Consider the following 12851-nt stretch of genomic DNA (forward strand, 5'->3'; position numbering starts at 1 on the left):
CACTGCTCTATCCTATGAAGAGACAACAGATCATTCTGCTGCTGGCTTTGCTGGTGCCTTTATTTGTAAGAGCCAATTTGATTTGGCCGACGCCCAATCCTGCCTTTCAAAATGGGGAGTCCATTGAGGCGTATATACAGCCGACTGTTTCCGGTGTGGCTGAGTCGGGGCTTTTTGGCTGTGTGCGCAATAGTGGCAGTCGTTTTCACGAAGGGCTTGATTTATTTCCCGTTAAACGGGATCGCCGCGGTGAACCGCTTGATGCAGTCTATGCGGTGCTACCTGGCAAGGTCGTGCATGCCAGTCGCGTCGCAGGCTACAGCAGCTATGGGCGCTATGTAGTGATCGAGCATGATCAAGAGGTGCCGAGCTATCATACGTTGTATGCACATTTGGCAAGTGTGGCCGATGGTATCATGCCGGGGGCGCGTGTCGAAGCAGGCAGCGTGCTGGGCATCATGGGGCGCTCGGCGACCTATACGATCCCAACTAGTCGGGCACATGTACACTTCGAGATCGGCTTTCGGCTGACGGATGATTTTCAGTCTTGGTATGATCGTCAAAAGTTCGGCAACAAGAACCGGCATGGCAGCTGGAATGGGATGAATTTGGTGAGCATTGATCCGTTGCGATTTTACCAAGCCATTCGACATGGTGAGGCTAAAAACTTGTATGAGCATTTGCAGCGCCTCCCCGCTGTGGCTCGGATCCGTGTGTATAGCGATCGGGTGCCGAGTTTTGTGAGAGATTACCCCGCGTTGGTGACGAAGCCCTTTGCGGGGCAAGCGGTGGTGGCCTGGGATATCGCATTTACTAAATATGGTGTGCCCAAAGAGTGGACGCCACGCTTTGCGAGTGAGCCATTGCAGGGCAGGCCCGGCGACGTGAAAGTGATCGCGTATAACCCGACCTTATTGGAAGAACAGACGTGTCGGCGTGTGTTGAACGTCGGCGGCAGCGCACCGTCGATCGCCTCCGGAACGATCACTACGATTAAGAAGTTGTTCGGTTTCAAATAAGCACTCGGTCGAAATTACGGCTGATGATTCTACCGAGTGCCTAGGTGCCAGAAATTCAATATTGGGCGTTGAACGTTGGATGTTCGACGTTCGCCCCCTCGGGGACCTCGCTCGCGCGAGTTCTCTACGGGTGATGATTCTACCTAGCGATGCCTAGGTGGCAGAAATTCAACATTGGGCGTTGAACGTTGAACGTTGGATGTTCGACGTTCGCCCCCCGGGGACCTCGCTCGCGCGAGTTCTCTACGGGTGATGATTCTACTTAGCGATGCCTAGGTGCCAGAAATTCAATATTGGGCGTTGAACGTTGGATGTTCGACGTTCCCCGGGGACTATTGTGCGGCCTTTTTGACTGCTTTTTTGGCGGCTTTCTTGGCGGCTCGCGGTGCGAATTCGAAACCTATTTTTCCTGTTTCAAAGTCGAGTGTGAGGTGTGCCTTGAATGCGCGCTTGGTGCGTTTGGAGATGAAGCCGTCAAGTAGGGCTGTCTTGCCTTCGGTGAAAAGTTTTTCGACTTCCTCGGGCTGAAGCTCTTTTTGTAGAATGACTTTGCCCAAGCGGAAACCATCGGGTGAGTCCTTGGTCTTGAGTTCGGGTAGGTGGTAGGCCTTGTCAGTCGCGTAGAGCTTTACCTGTTTGCCATCTTTTAAATTCAAGGTCTTGATGACTTGTTCCTCTTTGAGCTCTTCGGCTGTCAGCGCTTCGTCGCCGTCGAAGACAAACTCAGTCTTCCACTTGCCGATCTTGCCTGTCTTGGAGACGGATTGCGCCAGCTTGAGGGCGGCGCTGAACGGTTTGTTGAAGCGAGATACGAAGCCGTCTACCTCAGGTAAGGCTTTGGTGGTGAAGAGTTCGATGGCTTCTGCCTCGCTGAGTTTGCGGCCTGCGATATGCTTGGATACGCGGAAATCGCACTCTTGTTCGCGGCATTCATAGGTGGCGTCGGTCTGTTTCAGACGTGGCGCACCGCAAGCGGGGCAGGGGCACTCTAAGTCGGGGAACACGCGGTTGACCAAGGTCTGCATGTGTGAGCGTGCCTTTTCAACTACATCCGCAGTGAAGCTGTTGATCTCTTGCATGAAGGCGTCGCGCTTGATCTCGCCTTTTTCCATTTTGTTGAGCTTGGCTTCCCAGTCGCCTGTCATGGAAGGAGAGCTGAGGGCCTTAATGTCCATTTCTTCGCACAGCTCGATCAGGCGTAGGCCTTTACCAGTCACGTTGAGGTCGCGTCCATCGCGGGCGATGTATTTTTGGCGTAGCAGGCCTTCAATGGTGGCTGCGCGAGTGGCGGGAGTGCCGAGGCCGCGCTCGGCCATGGCTTCACGCAGTTCGTCGTCGTCGATCAACTTGCCGGCACCTTCCATTGCAGCCAATAGAGTCGACTCGGTGTAACGCGCGGGGGGATTAGTGGTTTTGTCTTCGACTTCGATTGATTCGGTTTGAGCGCTCTCGCCATCGTTTACGGCGACCAGTTCATCCTTGGTGGTGGCGACTCCGGCTACGCGGCCATATACCGCCAGCCAGCCTGGCTTGGTCAATGTCTTACCATTGGTCAGGAAGGTGTCTTTTTCGGTGCCGTGGTTAATGGTTGTGAGGCGTTTGGTGACCTCAAACTCGGCGTGGGGGAAAAATACCGCGATGAAGCGTTTGACCACCATGTCGTAGAGCTTGGACTCTTGTTCGTTGAGTTTGACGACGCGGCCAGTCGGAATGATCGCAAAGTGATCGGAGACCTTGGCATTATTAAAGATGCGCTTATTGAAATTGATGCGTCCTTCTTCGATTGCGTTGGCCGCCCATTCGGCGACTGGGTGCTTGGAGCCGGCCAGCTCGCGCATGGTTTCCTGCACTTTGCTCATGTAGTCCTCCGGCAGATAGCGTGAGTCTGTCCGGGGGTAGGTCAGCATTTTGTGGCGTTCGTAGAGTGCTTGTGCCAGGCCCAGCGTATTCTTCGCGGTGAAGGGAGCTTCGCGTTGCAACGTGGTGAGATCATAGAGTTGCGGCGCGATCTGCTTGGTGGGCTTTTTCTCTTCGGTCACAATGCCTTCTTTGCCCGCGCAACGTTCGCGGATGGTGGTGGCAGTGGCTTTGTCCCAAATGCGTTCAGCGCGGCCGTGTGGCTGTTCCGGGTTCTTTTTCCAGCCCAGATCGATCCACTTGCCCGGGTAGTTGCCCTGAGCGACGGCGAAATCGGCGTGTACTTCCCAGTAGTCTTCGGGGTTGAAGGCTTGGATCTCGCGCTCGCGCTTGGCGAGAATGGCGAGTGTCGGGGTCTGCACGCGGCCTGCCGCGGTGATGTTGAAGCCGCCGTGGCGAGAGCGGAAGCAGGTCAGGGCGCGGGTTGAATTGAGTCCGACCAGCCAGTCCGATTCGGAACGGCATTTGGCGGCATCGGCCAGGTTGGACATTTGCTCGCCCTCGCGTAGCTGCGCCCAGGCTTCCTGGATCGCACTGGTGGTCATGGATTGCATCCACAAGCGCTTGACCGGCTTGTCGATTTTGCCGATGTCCATAATGTATTGGAAGATGAGCTCACCTTCGCGACCGGCGTCACATGCGTTGACGATGACATCGAATTCTTTTTTCTTGGCCAGTCCGAGCACATGTTTCAGGCGGCCGGCGCTTTGCTCGATCGGTTGTAGTTCGAACTTTTCGGGGATGGCGGGCAGCACGTCAAATTTCCAAGGCAGGTTTTTACCATTGGGGCCCGTCGGCATCTTTAGTTCGACGAGGTGCCCCACGGCTGAGGTAATTGCTGCCTGATCGCTTTCGAAATAGGTCGCATCGCGTGATTTTCCCTTTTTGGTAAATTTACCTAGTTCTTTGCTGAGAGCTTTGGAGAGGTCGGTCGCGACGGAAGGTTTCTCGGCGATGATTAAATATTTCATAAACAATAGATACGTTGAAGTCTCTGCAGATCGCAGAGACTTGCTGTTTTTTCGAGAGAAAGCGGTGATTAAATCTGGCGTCAACCTTCTTTCTGGTTTTTGAGATTCGCTTTTTTCTTAACATCCACCTTTTTTGACCTATGCCTTCACTTCGTAGAATCCGTTTTAAGCTCGCTCGGGCGGCGGATGACTTTGCCCAATTTACAGCCGATGTCATCTATGATCGTCGGCACGGGCGTGCGGCTGAGATCATGGGAACCTTTCTCCATGCGCTCTCTTATTTGTTCAGTGGGATCGTGCAATTACGCTGGTATCTCTACGAGCATCGCATCCTGCGTAACAAGCCGCTCGGCTGTATGGTCGTGGTTGTGGGGAATTTGACTGTGGGGGGCACGGGTAAGACGCCGGTGGTCGAGAAATTTGCCCGTACTTTAAATGAGCGGGGCCGCAAAGTCGCCATCTTGAGTCGGGGATATAAGAGTAAAAAGGAGCCATTGCCTAAAAAACTTTGGCGTAAGTTGACTCATGGTGAGGAAGCGCCGCCGAAGATCGTGAGCGACGGTAAGACCGTGTTACTCGATTCTGAGGTGGCAGGCGATGAGCCGTTTATGTTGGCTAAAAATTTGCCCGGGGTGGTGGTGCTCTGTGATAAGAACCGAGTCAAAGCCGGCTCGTTTGCGATCCGTAAATTTGGCTGCGATACCTTGATTCTCGACGATGGCTTTCAATATCTACCGCTCAAGGGGCGGTTGAACTTGCTGTTGGTGGATAAGACCAACCCTTTTGGTAATCAACACCTCTTGCCGCGTGGCATCTTGCGTGAGCCAATCAAGCATCTGTCCCGCGCCAGTTATATTTTTTTGACCAAGTCCGATGGTGTGCGCGATGAGGCCTTGCTAGAGCTGATTCGTGAGCATAATCCGAAAGCAGAAATTATCGAGTGCGCTCATAAGCCTCAATATCTGCAAGCTGTCGGCAGTACTGAAAAGCTGCCGCTGGATGCGCTGGATGGTGCAAAAATCGGGGCCTTTAGTGGGATCGCATCGCCGGAGAGTTTTGAGAGTATGCTCCGTAAGTTCGGGGCCGAGATCCGTTATAATCAACGTTTTCTCGATCACCACCGTTTTACGCGCTACGAGATCGAGCGCCTTTATCGTAAGGCGGGCATGGCGGATCTCGATATGATCGTCACGACTGAGAAAGACGCCGTGCGGCTGTTTGAAGACATCCCAGCGCCCGTGCCTGTGTATTATTTACGCCTCGAAATCGATATCCTCTCGGGAGAGGAGGACTTTGAGGGCGCCACCGAGCGAATTTGCCGTCCGCGCACCCAGCAGCCCTCGATTACCCGTGCCCCTTGGCCAGAATCCTTGAATGAGGCTTGATCTCGCTAGCGGATTTCGACACTTCTTAATGTTTTCCTCATTTACCTAATTATATAGATATGGCTTCCGATTCCGCCACCGCCGAAAGCAAACTTACTGAGAGCACAGTCGAAGACCTTGAGGTCAAAGACGCTCAAATCATTTTTAACTCTGTCTGGGCGAGCCTTGAAGAGGAAAAGGGGGAAGAGAACCTACGCTTCCCCAAGGAGATCTTTTGGCTCAATGGGGCACCCGGCGCAGGTAAGGGCACCAATACAAATTTCATTATGCAGTATCGCGATCTCACTGCGCCTCCGTTGGTGGTGAGTGGACTGCTCAAAAGCCCTGAAGCGCAGAAGATGAAAGATGCCGGCATGTTGGTCGGTGACCGCGAAGTGATCGAGATTATGCTGCGTAAGCTGCTCGATCCGATTTATAAGACTGGCGCCGTAGTCGATGGTTTTCCCCGCACTAAGGTGCAGGTGGAGTGTGTGAAGCTGCTCTATCAGAAACTGATCGACCTGCGTAACAAGTTTAAGGAGACACTGTTTTCGGAGCATTTTAAGAAGCCTCATTTCCATATCGTGGTGCTCTTTATCGATGAAAAAGAGAGCGTGAAGCGCCAGATCAATCGTGGTTTGGAGGCGCAAGCACACAACGAAGAGGTGATTGAGTCTGGTGTCGGTGAGCTGGAAGAACTGCGTCCGACCGATCTCGACCCTAAGGCCGCGCTCAATCGCTATCGTACATTTAAGGAAAAAACCTACGGTGCTCTGAAAGATCTGCGGGAAATTTTCTTCTACCACTTCATTAATGCCCACGGTTCGCTCGAAGTGGTGCGCCAGCGTATCGACGATGAGCTTCGCTACCAGGGCTCGCTGGAACTCGACGAGAATACGTATGACCGCATCTCCAGCCTGCCGGTTGCGATGTCGATCTCCAAACATGCGCGTCAGGATTTAGTCGACCGTCTCGATGCCTATGTGGAGCGACAAGAGGGGCTATTTATGCAGGTTGTCGAGCTCATTCGGCGGGATTTTATGCCGATCATTGAGCGCCACGCGATCTCTGGCTCGGCCGTCGTGAATACCGAAAGCGGGATTTTGCACAATCCGGATGCGCTTGCCATGTTGATCGATATTTTCTCGGAGCGTGGCTATCATGCCACGGTGGATATTCATCGTGAGGAGATCCCGGATTCAATCGATCCCAAGACCTTTAAGATTAAAACCCGAATCAAGCTGATCTATCGCGTGCGTGTGCAGTTTAAGGGCTCTGAAATTCGTCGCGGTCGCTAGCATAGCATAGGATAGCATTGGATGTGCGTTGATCGTCATTCCAAAGTATTGGTAAATGAGTTGAATCGTGCGATTCGGGTTCGACCTTCTTTAAAAATTGCTCAAGCTGCGCGTTATGGATTCCGAACATGTTGTTTATCGCTTTGAACTGAAAGATCGTGAGATCGAGTTTAATGTGGCGACGCGCCCTGGCCAGGTGGACAAAGACGAGGCGCATCCTGAGTGGGCGCGTCTAGGCTATAAACAATGTAAATGCTGCCCGCTGAAGGAGAGCGAGTGTGCCTACTGTCCCGCGGCGACCCGCATCAACGAAGTGATCGAAGCCTTTGCCGACAGTCAGTCGATCGAGCGTGTTAAAGTCACGGTCACGACTGCTGAACGTAGTTACTTTGATGAATGCGATTTACAAGTCGGCATCAACTCACTGTTGGGACTCATGATGGCGACCAGTGGTTGCCCGGTCTTAAAAGAGCTGGGCGCGATGGCTAGTTTTCATATACCCTTTTGCACGACTCGTCAAACTCTGCACCGGACGGTAGGCTCGTATTTAGTGAAGCAATATTTCAAACAGCGGCGTGGCGAAGAGGCGGACTGGGAGTTTAAGGAGCTCAAGGAACTATACAGCGTGCTCGAAGGCTTGAATCAGGATTTCTCTAAGCGTATACAGTCCTCTGCCACCAGCGATGCGCTGACCAATGCGATTATCATGTTCTTGGCCACCTCGGTGGTCGTGGCCAGTTCCTTGGACGATCAACTGGCCCGGCATGAAGCTTATTTGACCAATTCGCCCAACCTGTAGTGATTGGGACTTGTTGGAGACGATGTGCTTCGCAGAGCGGCGTCTTCCTTTATACTAAAAGACACACCGCGCCTCCCACGAGCAGCGCCGTATCCACCAGCACTCGAAAGGTTTCGATGTCGATCCGCTGGCGCCAGTGCTGCAGTAATCCTAGCAGCGCGAAGCTCAAGGCCAGTCCCTGCCATAAATCGACGCCGCTCAAGATGACCAGTCCCGCGCCGATCCAGGCCAGCGGGCTCAACCAGCGCTCCGCCACCAAGGTCGCGATCGAGTGCACCCGCATCTTCGAGTCGACGTGTTTTTCTTTGGCACCGATGATGAGGCAGTTGAGCAGACAGAGAAAGGCAAATGCCTCGAAGAAGCCCGCCGACACAGGCGTGGGGAGAAAAATAGCGACCCCGCCCGCGTAGATTAATGCCACGCAGATCTCCTTTGGAAAGAAGCGGCGCGAGAGCTTTTGATTCAATAAGGTGTAGATCAAGCAAATGGCTAGCAGTAGAGCGCCGTGTTTCAGCTGCATCCTCGTCAGTTGCGTGGCTAATAGCAGGTCGGCGCCGAGTGCGACAAACCATACGCGCCAGAGTTGCGAGGCATAGCGCTTTGAAAAACGATGTCGGATCGAGAGTAGAGCCGGTGCGTCGCGCGACTTTACATCGTAGAGTCGATCCGCCACATAAGTCAGCCAGACGGAGAGCCCCAGCACTGCATGTGCTGCCCAGCCGATATCAAGATCATGCACACGTTCCAAGGCGATGAGCCACAGCGCAGCGATCAGCGCCGCGTCGAGCGCCAGCACATTCGGGCATTGCCAGGTTTTCGGGTATGGATTCATCTTGGTCAGATTCAGAGTCGTAGAAGAAATGGCGAGTCACCGGGGACGGGGCGAGGCTAAGCGCACAAAGAGCTTGATTTTAACCGGTTCTCCGTAGCCTCGGTTCTTTGAACCGGGGGGCTAGGCGAGGCTCAAGTAAGCTTGCGCGATTCAATATTTGCAATGCGCATCATCCCTCGCACACTCAAGCACCATGCCAGCCGCTCCTGCGCACAGTTCCATCGCGACCAAACCGAAACGCTCGAAGATCGGGCCGCTTGCTTTGGCGCTTTTGATTCAGGCGGGCTTGCTCTTTCTTGCGGTATTTGTCGTGGTGCTGGTGCCCGAGTTTAAGTCCGATCCCGAGTTTGTTGCGCGTAAGAAGATCTATCTCCCGCAAAAAGAACTGGAGCACAAAGTCGCGCTGGCCGAATTTCAAAATGCTGCCAGCTCGCCCATGCAGCTAGAGCGCATCAGCACTCAAGCACTGTTGCCCGATGCCATGCCAGCGCTGCCGCAAATGCCAAAGAGTGACTTTAACCCGATCGAGCGCAACCCTGCCGCCCTCCAGTCCGATTCCCTGTTGGGGCAGTCCGGCGTACTGGGTGCCTTGCAGGGGCTCCAAACTGGCAGTTCCTCCGCTTCACTTTTCGGGATCGAAGACTCGGGGCAGCGCATTCTCATTCTCTTCGACAACAGTGCCAGCGTCTGGAATAAAGCGAGTCAGGCAGGCGTCAGCACGATGCGCTTTGTTCAAGAGCTGTCTACGCTGATTGACGGGCTTAATGCGAATACCCAATTCGCTCTGGTGCCCTTTTCCCGCAGTGTAGGGAGCTTTCGCGACTATATGATCGCCGGCGGTGCGCGTAACAAGCGTGCCGCGAAAGCGTGGATCACTGAGAAAGTGCGCACTCAGTCGCTGATGACTCAGCTGCCCCATGCGGCAGATGGTGTGCAGGGCGCTTTTATGGTGGCTTTTCAAATGGAGCCCGACGTGATTTTTCTCGTTTCCGATGCCGACTTCCAGCGTAATATTCCGAAGCAGGGGGATGTTCCATGGGACGAGCTCGAACGCACCTTGCGTGATTTGACCCGTGAGTATGGCATCGAGCCCCGCATCCATTTTATAGGATTTCAAGTCGAGCCTGAAGCGGCCGCTTCAATGGAAAAAATCACTCGTCGTTATAAGGGGAAATTTCAAAAGTTGTGATCCTTACGTGCGTCTTCCAAGTCTGTGGCGAATTGTTTGACGATGCCGGCCCAGCCTAAGTTTTCGGCGGTGATACGCGCCTGAGCCCGGATGCTTGGCCAGTTGGCTTGGTCTGCGAGTGCGCGGTCGGTGGCTTTTAGAAATGCGGGGCTATCATCGAAGGGGGCGAGGAAGCCGTTGCTGCCGTCTTCAATGTAGCGGCCGGGCGCCGCGTAGTCGTAGGCGAGAGTGACGAGCCCGGAGGCCATTGCTTCGGTCACGACATTGCCGAAGGTCTCGGTCACGCTGGGAAAGACAAAGAGGTCGGCGGAGGCGTAGTGGCGGGCGAGGTCTTCGCCTTTTTGCATGCCGGCAAAAATGAAGTCGGGGTGCGCCTTTTCCAGCTTTGCGCGCTCGGGGCCGTCGCCTACGAACACGCAGGCGGCTGCGGGGTGGCGTCGCTTGATTTGCTGAAAGGCTTGGGCGGCGAGGGGAATGTTTTTCTCTGCGGCCAGGCGGCTGACGAAGAGCGCGACGATGCCGTGCTCGTCCACGCCCCAGCGTTGGCGCAGGGCGGCGTCGCGTTTTGTTGGGTTGAAGAGTTCGGTGTCTACGCCGCGACCGAGCAGGCGAGTGCCCTGGATGCCCATGGCTTTGAGCCGTTCGATGACGTCTTGTGAGGGGGCGAAGGTGCGGCGGGTTTTGTTATGTGTTTTCCGTAGGAAGCCTTGCACCATCTTTTCCAGAATGGGCAGTTTGTAGTGCTTCATGTATTCGTGGAAATTGGTGTGAAAGCCGGAGACGATTGGGATGCCTAGGTCAGCGGCGGCTTTGATGGAGGATTGCCCCAGCGGCCCTTCGGTGCCCGCGTAGATGATGTCGGGCTTTTCCCGGGCCCAGAGTTCGCGCAGCTTGCGACGGCAGGGCAGGCCAAAGCGTAAGCCATCGTAGCCGGGCAGCGGTAGTCCGCTGACGATGGTTTCGTCGTTATAGTGCGCATTTTGGGCCTCTGAGCTCTGGCGGGGGCGCACGATGCTGACGCTGTGGCCCTGTTTGCGCAGTTCGCCACTGATGCGGTGCAAGGTCATAGCGACGCCGTTGACCTCGGGCGGATAGGTTTCGGTGACGATGCAAATTTTCATTTTAAAAGTGATAACATTGTAAACGCGCGCTTCGGGCTCGCGTGGCACCCGTGTGGCTACGTGGTTGCCATGCTCGGATTGAAGCGCAAGTGTTCGATAAGCGCGATCAATAGACAAGTCGAGAAGCGCACGTCACACCAATGAAACAATCATTACATATCATTACAGGACCCACCGCAGTGGGAAAAACGGAATATGCACTCACGTATGCAGTCGCGCATGATGCTGAGATTGTTTCGTGCGATGCCTCACTGGTGTATCAGGGCATGGACATTGGCACTGCCAAGCCGTCTAAGCAAGAGTTGGCGCGGGTGCCACACCATCTGATTGACTTAAATCCAGTTAATGAGCCTTACGATATCGTGGCTTATGTGCGTGATGCGCGGGCGGCTGTTGATGATATCTTTAGCCGCGGCAAATCAGTCGTGGTGACCGGGGGAAGTGGATTTTATTTAAAGAGCTTTTTTGCGCCAGTGATCGATGTCGTGAAAGTCAGCGATACGGTGCGCTCTCAAGTGGCGGACCTGTATGAAGCGCAGGGATTAGCAGGGCTGTTGGCTGAGCTGTGGGCGCGGAGTCCGCAAGGAGTGGGGAATTTAGATGTAAAGAATCCGCGCAGAGTCCTGCGAGCGCTCGAGCGTTGTATCGCCTCAGGCAAAGACCTTCCCACATTGCAGGCGGAGTTTGCTGCACGTCCCGAGCCCTATGGTGATTGTTCTAAGCGCTATATTTTACTTGGGCGCGATAAGGAAAACTTGAAACAGCGGGTCGCGCATCGCGCCGAGTCGATGCTGCAGTATGGACTGATCGAAGAGGTCGAAGGCCTGTTAGCTTTGGGGATTCGTGACAATCCCAGCGCCGCGTCGGCGATCGGCTATCGAGAGACGATTTCCTTTCTTGAGGGCAAGCTACAGCGCGAGGAACTGCTACCAGCGATCGTGCAGAACACTTTGCATCTAGTCAAAAAACAGGGCACTTGGTTTCGTACTCAGATCCCGCGCCCGGACGAAACGGTATTTTTCTGATGGTAGTTGAGTGTTTTAACCGCTGTTTCCATGCGTCGCCTCTGGCATGCAAATACACAGTCCGGGAGATCGAATTACCAGAAAATGGCGCGCCTGGGTCTAAAGAGCTCCGCCACTTCCTCCTTCAATACCGCGACCTTCCCGAAATCCCTTCGGGGAGACACCGCATTGCTTTTTAAACCATGCGGAGAAGTGATAGGCGCTGAGGTAGCCGCAGCGTATACCGACTTCCATGATGGGCAGGCGAGTGCTGCGTAATAATTGCTGGGCCAGCCGCAGTCGGGCTTGGGCTAACATTTGGTAGGGGCTGGTGTTGAATTGCTCCTTGGTTGCCAGCTCCAGTGAGCGCCGTGAGACGCCGACCTGCTGTGCGATGGAGGCCGCGTCCAGTTCGGGCAGGGCGAGATTTTCACGTATATAATTGGCGGCCAATTGACCGATGCGTGCGCGGTTGGACGCGAGTGAGGATTCCCGGGGGATCACTTGGTTTGGGAGCTTTAATTCTAAGTCCAAAGGCGCACTGCCATGCTGCATTGTTGCATGTAAGGCACGGGCTGATTGGTAGCCTGTCTCGCGTATGGGTTGTTTGAAGCTGCTGATGCCGATACCTGCAAAAATGGATTCGGAGGGATCGTTGTCCACGCCCACCACCAGAATGTCTTTGCCGCAACGGAGGCCTTTGTGCCGTGCCAGAGTGATTAACTCGCGCGCACTGAGATCGTTGGAGCAAAAAATGCCGATCAATTCGGGCACATCTTTCAAGGCTTCGACTTGCTCCGGGAGACTGGGGCCGGGTCGCAGGATGTGAAGCTCACTCGCTGTCCGGCTCGCTTTCTTGGCCGCAGATCGAGCCGCGTATTCTGTCAGACCTGCTCGGAAGCCAGCCTCCCGCAGGCGAGTGTAATAGACGCCGTCCGCCCCGAAGAAGGCGAAGCGTTGGGCTCCTTGTGTATGTAGGTGCGCTGCGGCTGCATGGCCAGTCGCGTAGTCGTCGGGGCTGACTGTGGGCACCACTGTTATTTTTGAGAAATTAAACATATTGATCGCTGGCACGCCCGTTGCGAGTAGCCCTTGCACCCAACCGTCGCTGACGAAAGTGCCCAAGGCGCCGGCCAATTGCCCTGATCGTGCCAGCTCCATGAGGCGGGTCTCGAAACCAAAATTGAGGGGCATTAATTGCCAATCCAAGTGTGCTTCGGCGATATAGTCGGAGGCGCCGCTGAAGATTTCAGCAGCATGCCGGAAATTTAGGTCAAATGCGATCGCGACGGTCTGTTCGCCAGTTTTCATATTTAATACGTATATATGTAAATAAC

At 54.5% G+C, this 12851-nt stretch carries 10 protein-coding genes; 6 read left to right on the forward strand and 4 right to left on the reverse strand.

All coding sequences use genetic code 11. The annotated features are described in order from the left end of the window. Window positions 1–14: 14 nt before the first annotated feature. A complete protein-coding gene (locus tag SH580_RS14900) occupies window positions 15–1019 on the forward strand; it encodes a murein hydrolase activator EnvC family protein (RefSeq protein ID WP_319831635.1) in 1005 nt (334 codons plus the stop codon). 332 nt (window positions 1020–1351) lie between these two features. On the opposite strand, the gene topB is transcribed toward SH580_RS14900, so the two are convergent. Continuing rightward, window positions 1352–3907, reverse strand: coding sequence for a DNA topoisomerase III (topB, locus tag SH580_RS14905; protein ID WP_319831636.1), 2556 nt, complete (start codon window positions 3905–3907; stop codon window positions 1352–1354). Window positions 3908–4047: 140 nt separating this feature from the next. Between topB and lpxK the strand changes: the two genes are divergently transcribed. From lpxK to SH580_RS14920, 3 genes are all read left to right on the forward strand, one after another. Continuing rightward, window positions 4048–5292 carry a tetraacyldisaccharide 4'-kinase gene (gene lpxK / locus SH580_RS14910; RefSeq protein WP_319831637.1) on the forward strand — a complete coding sequence of 415 codons (1245 nt, stop codon included), beginning with the start codon at window positions 4048–4050 and terminating at the stop codon, window positions 5290–5292. A 59-nt stretch (window positions 5293–5351) separates the two neighbouring features. Continuing rightward, a complete protein-coding gene (locus SH580_RS14915; RefSeq protein WP_319831638.1) occupies window positions 5352–6569 on the forward strand; it encodes a nucleoside monophosphate kinase in 1218 nt (405 codons plus the stop codon). Window positions 6570–6684: 115 nt separating this feature from the next. Continuing rightward, window positions 6685–7368, forward strand: a complete 684-nt coding sequence (locus SH580_RS14920) for a DUF6901 family protein (RefSeq protein WP_319831639.1) — start codon at window positions 6685–6687, stop codon at window positions 7366–7368. Between the two features lie 49 nt (window positions 7369–7417). Here SH580_RS14920 and SH580_RS14925 read toward each other — a convergent pair whose 3' ends face one another. Then, window positions 7418–8200 (reverse strand): hypothetical protein, encoded by a 783-nt coding sequence (locus SH580_RS14925; protein WP_319831640.1) that lies wholly within the window; start codon window positions 8198–8200, stop codon window positions 7418–7420. A gap of 193 nt (window positions 8201–8393) precedes the next feature. On the opposite strand from SH580_RS14925, the gene SH580_RS14930 reads away from it, so the two are divergent. Further along, the gene (locus tag SH580_RS14930; protein WP_319831641.1) at window positions 8394–9389 is read left to right on the forward strand and encodes a vWA domain-containing protein; all 996 of its coding nucleotides are present in this window, start codon (window positions 8394–8396) and stop codon (window positions 9387–9389) included. Here the strand turns inward: SH580_RS14930 and SH580_RS14935 are convergent. Further along, window positions 9377–10510: a glycosyltransferase family 4 protein gene (locus tag SH580_RS14935; protein WP_319831642.1), complete on the reverse strand. Its 1134-nt coding sequence runs from the start codon at window positions 10508–10510 to the stop codon at window positions 9377–9379. The two genes, SH580_RS14930 and SH580_RS14935, sit on opposite strands and share 13 nt — an antisense overlap. Before the next feature lie 140 nt (window positions 10511–10650). Between SH580_RS14935 and miaA the strand changes: the two genes are divergently transcribed. Continuing rightward, window positions 10651–11535 (forward strand): tRNA (adenosine(37)-N6)-dimethylallyltransferase MiaA, encoded by an 885-nt coding sequence (gene miaA / locus SH580_RS14940; protein ID WP_319831643.1) that lies wholly within the window; start codon window positions 10651–10653, stop codon window positions 11533–11535. A 99-nt stretch (window positions 11536–11634) separates the two neighbouring features. Here the strand turns inward: miaA and SH580_RS14945 are convergent, their stop codons facing one another. Then, complete coding sequence (locus SH580_RS14945) at window positions 11635–12825, reverse strand: substrate-binding domain-containing protein (RefSeq protein ID WP_319831644.1); 1191 nt, start codon at window positions 12823–12825, stop codon at window positions 11635–11637. Between the last annotated feature and the right edge of the window lie 26 nt (window positions 12826–12851).

It is taken from the genome of Coraliomargarita algicola, from assembly GCF_033878955.1.
Classification (GTDB): domain Bacteria; phylum Verrucomicrobiota; class Verrucomicrobiia; order Opitutales; family Coraliomargaritaceae; genus Thalassobacterium; species Thalassobacterium algicola.